Origin of the sequence: Nocardia violaceofusca NBRC 14427 (assembly GCF_963869435.1) — a bacterium.
GTDB lineage: Bacteria > Actinomycetota > Actinomycetes > Mycobacteriales > Mycobacteriaceae > Nocardia > Nocardia aobensis.
The window spans coordinates 55951-71952 of sequence record NZ_CAWMPM010000035.1; the positions used below are offsets into that span (position 1 = coordinate 55951).

At 67.4% G+C, this 16002-nt stretch carries 14 protein-coding genes; 3 read left to right on the forward strand and 11 right to left on the reverse strand.

What is annotated here, in order from left to right:
• Positions 1–277: 277 nt before the first annotated feature.
• The 7 genes from AC5592_RS26955 to AC5592_RS26985 all read right to left on the reverse strand — a co-directional run bounded on the left by AC5592_RS26955 (position 278) and on the right by AC5592_RS26985 (position 5285).
• Positions 278–1273, reverse strand: coding sequence for a sulfate/molybdate ABC transporter ATP-binding protein (locus AC5592_RS26955; protein WP_030512833.1), 996 nt, complete (start codon positions 1271–1273; stop codon positions 278–280).
• On the reverse strand, positions 1270–2079 hold the full coding sequence (gene cysW / locus AC5592_RS26960; RefSeq protein ID WP_036499655.1) for a sulfate ABC transporter permease subunit CysW: 810 nt from the start codon (positions 2077–2079) through the stop codon (positions 1270–1272). Before cysW ends, AC5592_RS26955 begins: the two co-directional genes overlap by 4 nt.
• Complete coding sequence (gene cysT / locus AC5592_RS26965) at positions 2076–2987, reverse strand: sulfate ABC transporter permease subunit CysT (protein ID WP_255420462.1); 912 nt, start codon at positions 2985–2987, stop codon at positions 2076–2078. The genes cysW and cysT overlap by 4 nt, the downstream gene beginning before the upstream one ends.
• A gap of 36 nt (positions 2988–3023) precedes the next feature.
• Positions 3024–4082, reverse strand: coding sequence for a sulfate ABC transporter substrate-binding protein (locus tag AC5592_RS26970; RefSeq protein ID WP_051024445.1), 1059 nt, complete (start codon positions 4080–4082; stop codon positions 3024–3026).
• A gap of 187 nt (positions 4083–4269) precedes the next feature.
• Complete coding sequence (locus AC5592_RS26975) at positions 4270–4362, reverse strand: Ms4533A family Cys-rich leader peptide (RefSeq protein WP_310400397.1); 93 nt, start codon at positions 4360–4362, stop codon at positions 4270–4272.
• Positions 4363–4598: 236 nt separating this feature from the next.
• Entirely contained in the window at positions 4599–4856 is a 258-nt protein-coding gene (locus tag AC5592_RS26980) for a hypothetical protein (protein ID WP_051024444.1), read from the reverse strand.
• Positions 4857–4970: 114 nt separating this feature from the next.
• The gene (locus tag AC5592_RS26985) at positions 4971–5285 is read right to left on the reverse strand and encodes a hypothetical protein (protein WP_157122250.1); all 315 of its coding nucleotides are present in this window, start codon (positions 5283–5285) and stop codon (positions 4971–4973) included.
• A 111-nt stretch (positions 5286–5396) separates the two neighbouring features.
• Between AC5592_RS26985 and AC5592_RS26990 the strand changes: the two genes are divergently transcribed.
• On the forward strand, positions 5397–7445 hold the full coding sequence (locus AC5592_RS26990; protein WP_036499647.1) for a glycoside hydrolase family 15 protein: 2049 nt from the start codon (positions 5397–5399) through the stop codon (positions 7443–7445).
• A gap of 42 nt (positions 7446–7487) precedes the next feature.
• On the opposite strand, the gene AC5592_RS26995 is transcribed toward AC5592_RS26990, so the two are convergent.
• The 3 genes from AC5592_RS26995 to lepA form a co-directional block, all read right to left on the reverse strand.
• On the reverse strand, positions 7488–9272 hold the full coding sequence (locus AC5592_RS26995) for a P-loop NTPase family protein (protein ID WP_232329574.1): 1785 nt from the start codon (positions 9270–9272) through the stop codon (positions 7488–7490).
• A complete protein-coding gene (locus AC5592_RS27000) occupies positions 9269–11650 on the reverse strand; it encodes a hypothetical protein (RefSeq protein ID WP_063065859.1) in 2382 nt (793 codons plus the stop codon). Before AC5592_RS27000 ends, AC5592_RS26995 begins: the two co-directional genes overlap by 4 nt.
• A 244-nt stretch (positions 11651–11894) precedes the next feature.
• Positions 11895–13736, reverse strand: coding sequence for a translation elongation factor 4 (lepA, locus tag AC5592_RS27005; protein ID WP_083870661.1), 1842 nt, complete (start codon positions 13734–13736; stop codon positions 11895–11897).
• Positions 13737–13959: 223 nt separating this feature from the next.
• On the opposite strand from lepA, the gene AC5592_RS27010 reads away from it, so the two are divergent.
• Entirely contained in the window at positions 13960–14529 is a 570-nt protein-coding gene (locus AC5592_RS27010) for a type II toxin-antitoxin system PemK/MazF family toxin (RefSeq protein WP_063065860.1), read from the forward strand.
• Between the two features lie 55 nt (positions 14530–14584).
• Here AC5592_RS27010 and AC5592_RS27015 read toward each other — a convergent pair whose 3' ends face one another.
• The gene (locus AC5592_RS27015; protein WP_063065861.1) at positions 14585–15376 is read right to left on the reverse strand and encodes an aquaporin; all 792 of its coding nucleotides are present in this window, start codon (positions 15374–15376) and stop codon (positions 14585–14587) included.
• Between the two features lie 333 nt (positions 15377–15709).
• Between AC5592_RS27015 and rpsT the strand changes: the two genes are divergently transcribed.
• Positions 15710–15973, forward strand: a complete 264-nt coding sequence (rpsT, locus tag AC5592_RS27020) for a 30S ribosomal protein S20 (protein ID WP_036499626.1) — start codon at positions 15710–15712, stop codon at positions 15971–15973.
• Positions 15974–16002 lie beyond the last annotated feature (29 nt).

Sequence of the window (16002 nt, forward strand, 5' to 3'; positions counted from 1 at the left end):
CCGACCGGTACGGATTTGCCAGCAAACGTCCGAATACCCTCGGACACCGTATACCGGCGGTCCGGCAACCGTGGGCGCATCCGGCGAAACGCTCACTCCCGCAGCGCCGCACGGACGCGGATGCGCATCGGCGAACCGGGGAGGGCGGCTCCGCTCGACGGCGAGTGGCCGTTCGACGAAACACCCGCTCCCCCAGTGCCCCACGAATACGAAGGCGCTTCAGCCGACCCGAAGACGGGTCCGCTCGACAGCGAGCCGGCAGCGCCGGCGGGCGAGATCAGGCCGCCGGCAGTTCCGGGATGCGGGTGGCGCGGGCGAAGACGGTCTCTCCCTCGGCCAGCCGCAACGCCTCCGCATCACCGCGCGTGACCTGCGCGGTGAACAGATCGCCGGTGGCCGCGTTGCGCAGTTCGAGGCGAACCTCGAAACCCAGGCGGACGACCCGCTCGACCGTCGCGCGGGTGACCCCCGCCGATTCCGCGGTGCCCTCGTGTTCGGCCAACGCCATACCGGGATCGCGGCCGATGCGAATATCGTGCGGGCGCACGAGATGTCCGTTCAGCTTGGCCACCGCGCCGAGGAAGGACATGACGAATTCGTTGGCGGGACGGTCGTATACGTCCTCGGGCGTTCCGACCTGTTCGATGCGACCGGCGTTCATCACCGCGATCCGGTCGGCGACGTCGAGCGCCTCCTCCTGATCGTGGGTGACCAGCACCGTGGTCACGTGCACTTCCTCGTGCAGGCGGCGCAGCCACGTGCGCAGATCATGGCGCACCTTGGCGTCGAGGGCGCCGAACGGTTCATCGAGCAGCAGCACCTGCGGGTCCACGGCCAGTGCCCGGGCCAGCGCCATCCGCTGCCGCTGACCACCCGACAGCTGCGCCGGATAGCGATGCTGGAAGCCGTCCAAGCCCACGATGCCGAGCAGTTCGTCGACGCGCTTGCGGATTTCGTTCTTCGGCCGCTTGCGGATCTTCAGCCCGAACGCCACGTTGTCGCGCACGGTCATATGTTTGAACGCCGCGTAGTGCTGGAACACGAAGCCGATATCGCGCTTCTGCGGAGAGACCCGGGTGACGTCGCGGTCGGCGATGGTCACGATGCCCGAATCCAGCGATTCCAGGCCGGCGATCGAGCGCAGCAGCGTCGACTTCCCGGAACCGGAGGGCCCCAGCAGTGCGGTCAGTTCACCGGAGGGAATGTCCAGGCTGACGTTGTCGAGGGCGGCGAACGAACCGTAACGCTTGTTCGCGTCGGTGACGGTAATCATTTGGCAGTGCCCCGCTTGCGTTCGAGAAGAGTCATCAGGATGAGCGTGACGAGCGCCATGGCCATGAGCAGGGTCGCCGCGCAGTAGGCGCCGAAGGTGTTGTGGTCGTTGATGTAGCGACCGTGCACCAGCAGCGTCAGGGTCTGGGAAATGCCGGGCAGTCCGGACGACACCATGATCACCGCGCCGAATTCGCCGAGGGCGCGAGCGACGGTGAGCACGATGCCGTAGGTCAGGCCCCACCGGATGGCCGGCAGGGTGATGCGCCAGAAGGTCTGCCAGCGGTTGGCGCCCAGGGTCGCCGCCGCCTGTTCCTGATCGTCGCCGATCTCGTGCAGGACCGGGACGACCTCGCTGACCACGAAGGGCAGCGTGACGAAGAGGGTGGCGATCACCATGCCCGGCAGGCCGAAGATCACCCGGAACCCGAAGCTGTCGAGACCGCCGAACCAGCCGCCGACACCCCACAGCATGATCAGCGATACGCCGACCACCACCGGCGACACCGCGAACGGCAGATCGACCACACCCTGAATCAGCGTGCGCCCCCGGAAGTTTCCGCGCACCAGCGCGATGGCGGTGATGACTCCGAAGACCACATTGAGCGGCACCACGATCGCGACGATCAACAGCGAGAGATTGAACGCCGAGATCGCGGCGGGTGTGGTGATGGAATCGAGGAAGGCGCCGATGCCGTGCTCGAAGCTGCGCCAGAGAATGATCACCAGCGGAGCCACCAGCAACACGATCAGATACGCGAGCGCGATCACGCGCAGCGAAATCCGGGACGGGGCGGACAGTTTCATCGGCTGGCCTGTTCCTTGCGGGCGGTGCGTTCGGAGAAGACGCGCAGGATCAGCAGGGTGGCGAAGGAAATCGCCAGCAGCGCTACCGAAACGGCCGCCGCGTTCACCGGACGGTCCACCTCGATCTGCTGCTGGATGTACTGCGACGCCACCTGAGTACGGCGCGGGATATTGCCACCGATCAGCACCACCGACCCGTATTCGCCGATGGCGCGCGCGAAGGCGAGGCCACCGCCGGAGATGATGGCCGGCGCGAGCGACGGCAACACCACTCGCCGGAAGATGGTCAGGTTGTTCGCGCCCAGCGAGGCCGCGGCCTGCTCCACTTCCTTGTCCGCTTCGATCAGCACCGGCTGCACCGAGCGCACGACGAACGGCAAGGTCACGAACGCCAGCGCCACCACCAATCCCGGCTGGGTGGCGTTCAGGTGGATACCGACCGGGCTCTGCGGCCCGTACAGCGACAGCAGCACGATGCTCGCCACGATCGTCGGCAGCGCGAACGGCAGATCGATCAGGGCGTTGACGAAGCTCTTACCCGGGAAATCGTCGCGCACCAGCACCCACGCCACCACCGTGCCCATGACGACGTTGATCACGGCGACGACCACCGACACGAGGACGGTCACCCGCAGCGCGTCCAGTGCCGCGGGCGCGGTGACCGCGTCCCAGAATCCGGACCACCCGTCGTCGAAGGAATGGACCGTCAGGGCGGCCAGCGGCAACAAGACGATGAGGCTCAGCCACAGCACCGTGATCGCGAGGCCGAGCGAGCCGGCCGATCCGGTGAGCCGCGACCGCCAGGCCGGACCGGCGGACCGCTTCTGCTGCTGCCCGGAAACGCCGGGACCAGGGGTCCCGGCGTCGGTACTACTGCCGATCTCGGCCTTCGTACTGCTGTCAGTCACAGTTATCCAGTATTCCGTGCGCTCCGGGCCACCGGTTTACTTGGTGGCTTTGTCGTAGAGCACCGCGACGCTGCCGGTGTTGGGGGTGAACAGATCCTTGTCGACCTGCTTCCACCCGCCCAGATCGGCGACCGTCCACAGCTTCTGCGGCGCCGGGAAATCCTTGCTGTACTGCGCGGCGACCTTGGGATCGACGGGACGGAAACCGGCCTCCGCCCATGCCTTCTGACCGGCCTGCGAGTACAGGAAGTCCTTGAACGCCACGGCCGTGGTCGGGTTCTTGGCGTTCTTCGTCACGGCCACCGGATTCTCGATCTTGAAGGTGGTCGGCGGGATGACGTGTTCGATCGGATCTCCGCTGCGCTCGGAGAAGATCGCCTCGTTCTCGTAGCTGAGCAGCACGTCACCGGTGCCCTGCAGGAAGGTCTCGGTCGCCTCCCGGCCGGACTTCGGCTGCACCTTGATGTGGTCCTTGGAGATCAGCTTGCCCAGGTAGTCCAGGCCCGCCTGCGGATTCTTACCGCCGTCGCTCTCCGCGGCATAGGGCGCCAGCAGGTTCCACTTGGCCGAGCCGGAGCTGAACGGGTTCGGGGTCACCACCTCGACGCCGGGCTTGAGCAGGTCGTTCCAGTCGTGGATGCCCTTGGGATTGCCCTTGCGGACGGCGATCACGACGACCGAACCGAACGGCACGCCCTTGTTGGCGTCGGCATTCCAGTTCGAGTCGACCAGTCCGGCGTCCACCAGCCGGGTGATGTCGGGCTCGACCGAGAAGCTGACGACGTCGGCCTGCGCCCCGTCCTTCACCTTGCGGGACTGGTCACCGGAGGCGCCGTAGGACTGCTGGATCTGCGCGCCCTTGCCTGCCTCGGTCTTGTTGAATTCCCCGATCACCTTGTCGTAGCCCGGCTTGGCGACCGAGTAGGCGAACAGCGTCAGCTGCCCGCCACCGCTGCTGGCGTTGCCACCCGCGGTGTCGCTCGAACCACCACTGCAGGCGGCGGTCAGTCCCACGGCCGCCAGCGCGGTGAGCGCTACGGCGATGCGCCCTCGGCGCACCGAGAACCAGGATCTGCTGGACGATCTGCGAGACATGGAAGCGACCTTTCCTGCCGCCCGCCACCGGCACACTACTGCCGGGGCGGATGTAACTGTGATTGAGCGGTAGACCTGCCCCGGTGGATACCGGACAGTGGCGCGTGCGGCAGAGCCGCGGGGGATGGAGACGCTGCGGAAGATATGTGCGCCGGTCCGATGGAGAAGGCGCAGCGTGTCCGATCAGCTATCGACGACAGTGAATGTCCGCGACGACGAGACAGCCGACCGCGATCAACGCCAATTCATGGCGGACCTGCGGAACAACGCTCGATGACACGGGCAGACTCTAACAGAGCGCCCGGAACCGCGCGAATCGGTCGAAGAGGAAATCCGCCCGGCCCGGCGAGTCCGCGAAACCCGCCGATGACCGGCGGGAAGTATTCATGTTTCGGATTCCCGGCGGCCACCCGACGGCCCCGGAAACGAGACCCGGGGCCCGCGCCGACGGTGGTGAAGACCACAGTCACGCGAACCCCGGTGTGGGCACGTCCGGCACGAGCCGATCGGGCCGGCCTATTCCTCGTCGGCGGACTCGGGCGGGCTCTCGTAGAGGTCGAGCACCCACTCCTCGACGGCGATCTCCTCACCGTCCTCGTCGGGCTCGTCGGCGCGGAGCCGGTTCTGCAGCCGCACGCCCAGACCGAGCAGTTGCGCGGCGCGCACCATCTCGATCGCCTCGTCGGCGGTGGTGTAGTGGGTCGCGATCAGTCGGGGGCCGTCCTCGATCTCCAGGAGCTGCTCGAGGTCGACGAATTCCTCATCGGTTGGCATGGGCTGCACAGTACCTGCAACCTCCGACAGCGGGGGATTATCGCGTCAGCAACCAGGCGACGACGATCAGCACGAGCAGCGCGATCAGCGCCAGCTGGACCCGTGAGCGTGGCATCAGATCGCTTCCTTCGGCATCGGACCGGGAGTGTGCATCGAGGCGCCGGCCAGCACCGGCTCGGGCGGCGCGAGGGTCGCCGCATCGGACTCGATCTCGGATGCGGCGCCGGCGGTCGCGAGGTCGGTCTCGGCGGCGGCCGACCGGTCCCGGCCGAGCAGTCGCAGCACGATCCGCAGTCCACGATCGAGCAGGTAGGCGATCAGGAAACTGACCGGCACCGCCCCGACCAGAACCACGACGAACTGCGGGAGGAACGGCAATCCGGCCACCCACAACTCGAAGCCGTCCCACCAGCCCGCGACATGATGCACGTCCACCAGCCTAGTAGGTCACGGGTGCGCCGGCCGCGGGGCATGCCGACCGGCCGATATCGAGCGCCGACAGTCCCGGCGAACGCGGCCGGAATCCACCATGATGGCTGTATGGCGTCCTACGACGAACCGATCACCGAACAACCCCTCATCGAGACGCTCGACGACATGTCTCCGCCGCGCGACGCCCTGGGCGATATCTCCGATGCGGAGATAGGGGCGAACTACCTGCCCATCTCGGCGGGCGTCGTGCACAAGTCGTCGTATCCGCCGATCGACGACTACGCCTTCCTCTCCGATTGCGAAACCTGCTGCCTCATCGCACGCAACGGCGCGGTCGAGTGGATGTGCCTGCCGCGCCCGGATTCGCCCAGCGTGTTCGGCGCCATGCTCGATCGCAGCGCCGGGCATTTCCGGCTGGGTCCCTACGGCGTGAACGTGCCGACGGCGCGGCGCTACCTGCCCGGCGGCATGATCGTGGAGACGACCTGGCAGACCGACACCGGCTGGATCATCGTGCGCGACGCGCTGGTCCTGGGGCCTTGGCACAACAACGACAAGCGCAGCCGCAGCTACCGCCGCACCCCGGAGGACTGGGACGCCGAGCACATCCTGCTGCGCACCGTGAAATGTGTCAGCGGCGTGGTCGAACTGCAGATGAGCTGCGAACCGGCCTTCGACTATCACCGGGCGCCCGCGAACTGGGAATACACCGGTGAGGTCTACGAGCGCGCCACCGCCACCGCCACCTGCGCCCACGACGAATTGCCTTGCGGGGAACTGGTTCTCACCACGGATATGCGGCTGGGCCTGGAGGGGCGCGAGGCGCGCGCCCGCACCCGCATGCGCGAGGGCGATCAGTTGTTCGTGGCGCTGTCCTGGTCGGCGCTGCCGGCCCCCAGCACCTTCGCCGAGGCCGCGCAGAAGATGTGGCAGACCACCGAATGCTGGCGGCAGTGGATCACTCTCGGCAAGTTCCCGGATCATCCGTGGCGCGGCTATCTGCAGCGCAGTGCGCTCACACTCAAGGGCCTGATCTACTCTCCGACCGGCGCCCTGATGGCCGCCGCCACCACCTCCCTGCCGGAAACGCCGGGCGGCGAACGCAACTGGGACTACCGCTACAGCTGGGTACGCGACTCCACCTTCGCGCTGTGGGGCCTCTATACGCTGGGGCTCAACCGGGAGGCCGACGACTTCTTCGCCTTCCTGCACGATGTCGCGACCGCGAAAGACGGTGCGGCGCAACCGCTTCAGGTGATGTACGGCATCGGCGGGGAACGCGATCTCGACGAGTCCGAAATCCCGCATCTGCACGGTTACGACGGCGCCAAACCGGTTCGCATCGGCAACGGCGCGTTTCAGCAACAGCAGCACGACATCTGGGGAACCATCCTGGATTCGGTGTACCTGCACGTGAAATCGCGGCAGCAGGTGCCCGAGACGTTGTGGCCGATGCTGAAGCGTCAGGTCGAGGCGGCCATCGAGAACTGGCGCAAACCCGACCGCGGCATCTGGGAGGTGCGCGGCGAACCGCAGCACTTCACGTCCTCGAAGGTGATGTGCTGGGTCGCGCTGGATCGCGGCGCGAAACTCGCCGAATTGCACGGCGAGGACGACTACGCCGAAAAGTGGGCCGCACTCGCCGAAGAGATCAAGGCCGATGTCCTCACCCATGGTGTGAACGACAAAGGCATCTTCACCCAAACCTACGGCGGCGACACCCTCGACGCCTCGCTGTTGCTGGTCGTCCTCCTGCGCTTCCTGCCGCCCACCGATCCGCGGGTGCGCGCCACGGTCCTGGCGATCGCCTCCGATCTGACCCAGCACGGTCTGGTGTTGCGCTACCGCACCGACACCACCGACGACGGATTGTCCGGCGCGGAGGGCACCTTCACCATCTGCTCGTTCTGGCTGGTGTCGGCGCTCGTGGAGATCGGCGAGGTGCGCCGGGCGCGGCATCTGCTGGAACGGCTGCTCGGCTACGCCAGCCCGCTCAAGCTCTACGCCGAGGAGATCGACCCCTATACCGGACGGCATCTGGGCAATTTCCCGCAGGCGTTCACCCACCTGGCATTGATCAACGCGGTCATGCACGTGATCCGCGCGGAGCAGGCCACCGGTGCGGGAAAATTCCGCCCGGCCCATCCGGCGGGCTGACGAGTTCGGGTGGTCCGGACGGCTCCGGACCACCCGGAAACATCAGGGCACGTCGGCGTTTTCGCGGATCTCCCGCAACCGCACCATCGACCGCTCGATTTCGGTGAGGCGCCGTTCGCGGCTCTCCGGCGAATTGATCGCCGCCGCCTCCTCGGCCGCGCGCAGCGATTCGTCCACCGACCGCAGCGTCTGGTCCGCCAGGTCGGTGAAGTGGTCGCGCAACATGCGTTGCATGGCGCGCAGCCGGTGCCGCGATTCCTTGCCGACCTGGAAGATCACATCGTCCATCAGGCGGGCGACCGCCACCTTGGCCTCGGACTGACGCCGATCCCGGCGCAGCTTGCGGTCCTCCCACAGCGCGTTGATACCCAGCAGGGCGGCGGCCACACCCGAATACCAGTTCACCAGCGGCATTTTCAGCAAGCTGGTGAGCAGACCGACCATGAGCAGGCCACCATAGGAACCGCGCATAACGTTCAGCAGTGACGAGGTGAAACTCACCTTGGCGGTGTCGAGCGGCTCCAGCGAGGCCACGGGTTCGAGCACGTCGCCCGGATCCTCGAGCCGCAGATCGGGCAGCGGCACATCGCGCGAGTCGGCGGGGAATTTCGCGGTCACCTGCTCGGCCAGTTCCACCGCGCGATAGTGGGCGACGACGAAATTCTCCTCGACCGCCTCACAGATCCGGGAGTCCAGATCGGCGCCGAATTCGTCCCAGCTGCGGGCCGGATCGCGCTTGGTGATCTCCGATTCGGCGTGACGGACCAGACTGCGCAACCGGTGCCGCAGATCGTGCTCGATATCGGCCATCAGTTCCGAACAGCCGTCGGCGAGGGTGACCTGCCAGTTGGCGCTGCGGTGACGCAGATCGGCGGCCTCGGCGCGCGCGGTGCGCAACTGATCGGTGATCGCGGTGTAGCGCCGCGGATCACGCAGGGTTTCGGCCTCACTGCGCAACGCCAGCCCCAGCTGGTCGGTGATGGTGCGGATATCACGCAGCGCCGCCTCCCTGGCGACCGCGTCCGCGCGGGCGAGGACGTATCCGCGCAGATGGTCGATCAGTTGCGGCACACCGGATTCGATATCGCGGCGATGATCGTTACCGGCACGCAGATGCAGGTCGGCGGAGATCGGGGCGACCGCGAAACCCAGACCGGCGGCGTCGAGCAGCTCGCGGTTGCGCTGCTGCACCTGGCTCCAGTGGCCGTAGCGATCGATCTTGTTGAGCACGCACACCACGGTCGGGCACACCTGCCGGATCCGCTGCAGCAGCGCCATCTGCTCGGCCGTGTATTCCGCGGCCGCGTCGCTGACGTAGAGCACGGCGTCGGCCGCGGCGATCAGCGACCAGGTGGTCGGCGCGTCGGCGGCGGCGCCGGGCGCGTCCATCACCACGAACCCCTCGGCCAGCAGCGGGCTCGGATCGGTGAACTCGGCCCGGATCACGCCGGCCGCACTCAGGGCCGGGCCGGGATTCAGCGGGTCGACGGGCTGGCGTTCGGTGCGGCCGCCGGGCAGCGAGCGCACCAGTGTGGCGGTCGCCTCCGGACCGTATTCGGCGATCACCGGAACGCTGACCTGGCTCCCGGTCGCGCTGACCGCGCTACCCACCAGACCGTTGACCAGCGTGCTCATCCCGTTCTTGGGTTCGCCGACGACCACCAGCCGCACGCGCGGGTCGGCCACCCGGGCCCGCGACATCCCCAGTCGCGCGGTCAGGTCGGCCCGGCCCGCGGCACGGGTCAGGTCGAGCAGTTCGTCGAGCTGCGCGAGCAGCGGCGCCATCTCGTCGGGATGTTTGGCACCCGGCGACTCCACCGCCGTCACAGCGGAAGCACGTGGAAATCGACGGGATGGTCCACCGGGTGATGCGTCTCGGCGAAGGTGGTCTCGTGCAAACCGCCGGACAATCCGGCGGCGGACACGGTCGCCAGGCCGTGGCCGGGATCGGACCACAGCGACGTATCGTACGAATCCGTCACGGCCGCAACCGGTTTCACCGGAATGTGCGCATTCGGCGCGGGATCGATGGTGGTCGGTGGTTTGATCACGGTCGGCGGCTCCACGGGTGCGGTGTGCTGCGCGGTCGGCACGGTCGGTTCGTGTGTCGGAATGGTCTGGTCGCGGCTCGGCGGCATCGACTGCTGTGTCGGAACCTGCTGCGTCGGAACCGAATCCGGATCATGGGTCGGCAGCTGGGAACCGTGGGTCGGTGCGGTCGAACCGTCGGCGTTGCCGGACGCGGAGGTGTCGGCGCCCGAGGAGGTGCCCGGCGCATGCGTCGCGGTATGTCCCGGCGTCGACGCGTCCGCGCCGGCGGAGGTCGACGGCCCGGAATCGCTGCCGGTATCGGACGGCGTGGTACCGGGGGTGCGGGTGGGATGACCGGAATCGGTGTCGCGGGGCACCGTTACGGTCGGCGTGGGCCGGTCGATGGAATCGTGATCGGCCGAATCCCTGCCGGTCGAGGTGCCCGGACGGGTGGTGGTGTGCTCACCGCCGGGCGTGGTCCCGGGTACATGCGACGTGCTCGGCACGGCGGGCGTCTTCGTCGCATCGGTGCCGTGCGACGTGGTGGTCGGCGTGTGGGTGGTGGTCCGCCCGGCGCCGTCCGAGGGATCGTTCGCACCGCCGCCCGGCAGTACGGCATCGGTATGGCGGGGCCGGTCGTCGAAGAGCGCCGGAACGGCCACCGCGGGGGCGGTCAGCGGAGACGGTCCCGCATGCGTGGTGATCACATTCGCGATCGGATGGGTGGCGGCCTCGGGCTGAATCGTGGTCTGCAGCGGCGTCGCCGAGACCGGTTGGACGAACGCCGGCGCCGGAGCGGGCGCGACCGGAGCCGGTGCCGCGACGACCGGTGCGGTCGAAACAGGTTGCGGTGCCGCGACATTCGTCACCGGCGCGGACGCCTGAGCGGTGGAGAACGACGTCGGGCCGGGAGCGGCCGATGCCGCCATCGGTCCGGATTGCGGCGCGAACGCCGGCGAGCCGGGTGCCGCGGCGCCGGGTCCGGGTGCCGCGGCGCCGGGTCCGGGTGCCGCGGAAGCGGGATGCGCGGCCCCCGACTGTGCGGCCGATGCGGTCGCTCCGGGTACGGGAACAGTCACGCCGTCGGCGGAGGTACCCGCCGCGCGGGTGACATCGGCGGCCGGGCCGACGCTCTGCCCTGCCGCAGCCGTGGCGTCGGGTTGCGTGGTGAACCCGGGGAATTGGTGCGCGCTGTTGCCCAGCCAGTTGCCGTAGTCGTCGATTTGATGTCCGACGTCGCCCACGGCGAAGTCGACCTTCGTCTCGGTCGTGACCCAGATGCCGTCGAAGCCGACGTGGGCGTCCACCTTCATCTCGGTGCCCAGGAAGATTCCCGGACCACCGTCCCCGACTCCGTCGAAGGCGCCGTGTCCGTCCTGAAGTCCGTTGTCGGAGCCGAAACCGCCCGCGCCGAGACCGTTCATACCGGGCAGGTGCAGACCGTTGGTGCCGGGAAGCCCGAGGCCGTGGCCGAGCAACGGCGTAGTGGGGTGCGGGTCGGCACCCGACAGGTCGGAGTCCTCGCGCTGCTCGTCGGTCGCGCGGGCGGCACCGGGCAGGTCGAGTCCGCCCGAACTCGACGCCGGACCCGAATCCTCGGCGCCGAAGCCGAACGGAGCACTCGAGGTGTGCAATCCGGGCATCGAAAGCCCGTGTCCGCCACCGAAATCCGGTGAATCGAAGACACCGTTGCCGCCGAACCCGTGGTTCGACTCGGGGAACGGGAAATGGGAGTCGGGAGATTCACCGCCGGTCGTCCCGGGGAACTCACCGAACGTCAGCGGCGACTGGCTGCCCTGCGGGAACTGCAGACCCGGAAACGCATCCGTGCCGTGGTGTTCCGGCAGTGCGAGTCCCGGTGCCGGTGCCGCCGGGGCGTGCCGCGGCGTGGAGGTCCCGAGATCCGGCGGGACGGAGTCCGGCGACGGATCCGGGTAGGTCACCACCGGGCTCGGCACATCGGGATGCGGATCGGCGGTGGACCAGCCGGTGATGTGGCTGTTGTGCGATTCGTTCTCCGGCGCGGGCGACCCGTTGGAGGCGATCAGCGCACCGCCGGTGACGTACGCACCGGCCCGAGCCACCCGCGCGACACCGGTCGCCACGCGATATGCGGCATCGTTCGCATGATCGCCCGCGTCCGCATCATCGTCGAAGGGCAGCTCACGCGTCATACAAACTCCGCTCTCAGCGTTCGGCTGGCGAAACCGAACGGGGTGTTACCGAATCCGGGTCTTTTTACACCTTATTTCCGGAAAACTTGACTGTCACATCCTTCAGGTTTCTTTCAGGTGGACAGATGACAGGTCACAGCGGCATCTTCCGAGCTTGCCACCGGAGGCCGTCTCCGGAAAGCCCCAAGATCAACCGGCCGCCGACTCGGTCAACGGTCCAACTAATCTCACGGAACCTCGGAGACTACCTCTTCGGCTTGTCCGATGACGAATCGGTGGAGAGCGCGGCCACGAAGGCCTCCTGCGGAACATCGACCCGGCCGATGGTCTTCATCCGCTTCTTGCCCTCCTTCTGCTTCTCGAGCAGCTTGCGCTTGCGCGAGATGTCACCGCCGTAGCACTTGGCCAGCACGTCCTTGCGGATCGCGCGGATGTTCTCGCGCGCGATGACCTTCGAGCCGATCGCCGCCTGGATCGGCACCTCGAACTGCTGCCGCGGAATGAGCTCGCGCAGTTTGGTGGTCATCTTGTGGCCGTAGGCCTGGGCCGCGTCCTTGTGCACGATGGCCGAGAACGCGTCGACAGCCTCGCCCTGCAGCAGGATGTCCACCTTGACCAGCGCGGCCTCCTGCTCGCCCGCCTCCTCGTAATCCAGCGACGCGTAACCGCGCGTGCGCGACTTCAGCGAATCGAAGAAGTCGAAGATGATCTCCGCCATCGGCAGCGTGTACCGCATCTCGACGCGGGTCTCGGACAGATAGTCCATGCCGAGCAGTTCACCGCGGCGCGACTGGCACAGCTCCATGATGGTGCCGACGAACTCGCTCGGCGCGATGATCGTGCACTTGGTCACCGGTTCGAAGATCTGGCGCACCTTGCCCTCGGGCCAGAACGACGGGTTGGTGACGACCTGTTCGGTGCCGTCCTCCATGATCACGCGATAGATCACGTTGGGCGCGGTCGAGATCAGGTCGAGGTTGAATTCGCGCTGCAAACGCTCCCGGGTGATCTCCATGTGCAGCAGTCCGAGGAAACCACAGCGGAAACCGAAGCCCAGCGCGACCGAGGTCTCCGGGACGTAGGTGAGCGCGGCATCGTTGAGCTGCAGTTTGTCCAGCGCGTCCCGCAGATCCGGATAGTCGGAACCGTCGACCGGATACAGGCCGGAGTAGACCATCGGACGCGGCTCGCGATAGCCGGTCAGCGCCTCGGTGGCGCCGTCGCGGGCGGTGGTGACGGTGTCACCGACCTTCGATTGACGGACGTCCTTCACGCCGGTGATGAGATAGCCCACCTCCCCCACGCCGAGGCCCTGGGTGGGCTTGGGCTCGGGCGAGACGATGCCGATCTCCAGCAACTCGTGGGTGGCGCCGGTGGACATCATCTTGATCTTCTGACGCGGGGTGAGCTTGCCGTCCACCACACGCACGTAGGTGACGACACCGCGATAGGTGTCGTAGACCGAGTCGAAGATCAGCGCGCGGGCCGGGGCATCGCCCTCGCCGACCGGCGGCGGAACCGTCTCGATCACCTTGTTGAGCAGTTCGGGCACGCCGACGCCGGTCTTGCCGGATACGCGCAGCACGTCCTCGGGCTCGCAGCCGACGATATGGGCGAGTTCGGCGGCATAGCGGTCCGGATCGGCCGCCGGCAGGTCGATCTTGTTCAGCACCGGGATGACCTCGAGATCCTTGTCCAGTGCCAGATACAGATTGGCCAGCGTCTGCGCCTCGATGCCCTGGGCGGCGTCGACCAGCAGGATCGCGCCCTCACACGCCTCGAGCGCCCGCGAGACCTCGTAGGTGAAGTCGACGTGACCAGGCGTGTCGATCAGATGCAGGACGTAGTCCGTGCCGTCGACATTCCAGGGCAGCCGCACATTCTGGGCCTTGATGGTGATACCGCGCTCGCGCTCGATATCCATCCGGTCCAGATACTGCGCACGCATCTGCCGTTCCTCGACCACCCCGGTCAACTGCAGCATGCGGTCGGCCAGCGTGGACTTGCCGTGGTCGATATGCGCGATGATGCAGAAGTTCCGGATCCGCGAGGGATCGGTGAACGTCGTGTCGGCAAACGTGCTGATGGGACACTCCTACCCGTGAACAAGTCGATAAGTCGCCATGCGGCAGTCTACGTGCGCATACCGCGTGGTCGTGCACGCACCGGCGGCCCGGCATCGGCGGCAACGACCCAGTTCCGAAGGCCGACGGCCCCGGTGTGAGCGGCGGCACACCCGATTCCCGGCCCGGCACAAGCGAATCCGACAGGGATGAGCCGAGCGCGGTTCGCCGTTAAGCTCTGCCGATATGGCCAGCACATGGAGCTCTCTGGGCAAGCAGTTGGGGACCATTGCCAAGGAGCAGGGGCCCAGGATCGTCAAGAAGCAGGCGCCGAAACTCGTCGACCGGATGCAGCGCTCCTCGATGTGGGATCGCGCCCTCGGCGGCCGCCGCAAGGACACCGTCGCGGTGCGGCCGGCGGCCTCGACTCCGGTGCCGACCCGCGAACGTGCCCGCCAGATCGTCTACTGCCCGCAGCTCGACGGGCGCGCCGATCCGGGCGAGATCGTGTGGACCTGGGTGCCGTTCGAGGAGGATCCGGCCAACGGCAAGGATCGCCCGGTACTGGTCGTGGGCCGCGAACGCAAGACCTTGCTGGGTCTGATGCTGTCGTCGAATCCGGCGCGCAGCGCCGAGCACAACTGGGTCGGAATCGGTTCGGGTCCTTGGGATTACGAGGGACGCGACAGCTGGGTCCGGCTGGATCGCGTTCTCGATGTGCCCGAGGCCGGCATCCGGCGCGAGGGGGCCATTCTCCCGCGCAAGACCTTCGATCTCGTCGCGCACCGGCTGTGCGCGGAGTACAACTGGGGCTGAATTCCCGCCGCCGCGGACTCCGGCCCGGACGCCACCGGTAATCCCCGGCGGCGGATCAGTCGGTGAGATGCCGGGTGCGACCGAACAGAGAGCTGTAGATCAGCGCGCCCAGCAGACCGCCGACCAGCGGGAACACCACGAAAACCCAGACCTGCGCGAGGGCGCCGTCCTGATAGGGCGCGACCGCGAGGCTGCGGGCGGGGTTCACGGAGGTGTTGTCGATCGGTATCGAGATCAAGTGGATCACCGCGAGGGTGATACCGATGCCGAGTCCCGACATCGGCACGTGCGAGATCCGGTCGGTCGAGGCCAGGACCACGAAGACCAGCAGCGCGGTGAGAACCACCTCGACAGTGATGGCAGCCGCCAGGCCGTACCCCTCGCGCGTGATCGTCGCCATCGGTCCGCGCATCCGCACGCTCGACGGGCTGTGCGCACCCCAGCCGTTGGCGGCCAGACCGTCGGAGGCGCGGTTGTAGGACGGCAGGCCCTTGGCGATGGCAAAGATCACCGCACCGGCGACGAACCCGCCCACCAGTTGCGCGATCCAATAGCAGCCGGCGGTCAGCCAGCTGATTCTGCCCATCGCCAACTGACCGATGGTCACCGCCGGATTGACATGCGCTCCCGAGATGGGGCCGATCGCGTACACCAGGAACAAAAGACTGAAGCCGAACGCGAGCGCGATACCCAGGGCCCCTACCCGGCTCCCGGCGAAGACAGCGGTACCGACGCCGCCGAAGACCAAGACGAATGTGCCGATCATCTCGGCCCCCAATTTTCGAGCCAGCGGTACTTTCCGCTGCTCGACCACATCTTCCAGCACTTCCTGAGCAGTCGGAGACATCTGCCACCTTCCCTTTGTCGAGCTGTGCTTCGAGCCGGTACTACGCGGAGATTCAGGAATAACGCCGAACAACCGGTACGGTCGTCCAGTTCGGACGCTACGGCAGCGGCCGATGGATCACAACGGCGCCTCTTCGCATGCCGCGGGCGGTCCGCGCAGACTCGGACGGCCTCCGGACCACCGGGCGCAGGTAGAGCGATTTCACTTCGCGGCACCCCAGCTGGTAACCTCGATCGTCGGCGCGGCGCTACCCGTTTCGGTGTAGTGCGCCCAGAGACTTTCCACGAGCATCTAGTGCATATCAACTGACGAGAAGGAATCAGAGGAACAGGCGTGGCCAACATCAAGTCCCAGATGAAGCGGATCCGCACCAACGAGGCGGCGCGGGTGCGCAACCAGTCGGTGAAGTCCTCGCTGCGCACCTCGATCCGCAAGTTCCGCGAGGCCGCCGCGGCGGGCGAGAAGGACAAGGCGCTCGAGCTGCTGCGTTCGGCGAGCCGCAGCCTGGACAAGGCCGCCTCGAAGGGCGTCATCCACGCCAACCAGGCCGCCAACAAGAAGTCCGCCCTCTCGCTGGCTCTCAACAAGCTGGGCTGATCTCCCGGGTTCCGGCCGGGGCCGGAACC

Bases quoted from the DNA above. Each gene is read 5' to 3' on its own strand.
- AC5592_RS27015 (WP_063065861.1), bottom strand. From the start codon at position 15,376: ATGTCTCCGACTGCTCAGGAAGTGCTGGAAGATGTGGTCGAGCAGCGG.
- AC5592_RS27010 (WP_063065860.1), top strand. From the start codon at position 13,960: ATGGCCAGCACATGGAGCTCTCTGGGCAAGCAGTTGGGGACCATTGCC.
- AC5592_RS26990 (WP_036499647.1), top strand. From the start codon at position 5,397: ATGGCGTCCTACGACGAACCGATCACCGAACAACCCCTCATCGAGACG.
- AC5592_RS26980 (WP_051024444.1), bottom strand. From the start codon at position 4,856: ATGCCAACCGATGAGGAATTCGTCGACCTCGAGCAGCTCCTGGAGATC.
- AC5592_RS26970 (WP_051024445.1), bottom strand. From the start codon at position 4,082: ATGTCTCGCAGATCGTCCAGCAGATCCTGGTTCTCGGTGCGCCGAGGG.
- cysW (WP_036499655.1), bottom strand. From the start codon at position 2,079: ATGAAACTGTCCGCCCCGTCCCGGATTTCGCTGCGCGTGATCGCGCTC.
- AC5592_RS26955 (WP_030512833.1), bottom strand. From the start codon at position 1,273: ATGATTACCGTCACCGACGCGAACAAGCGTTACGGTTCGTTCGCCGCC.
- AC5592_RS27000 (WP_063065859.1), bottom strand. From the start codon at position 11,650: ATGACGCGTGAGCTGCCCTTCGACGATGATGCGGACGCGGGCGATCAT.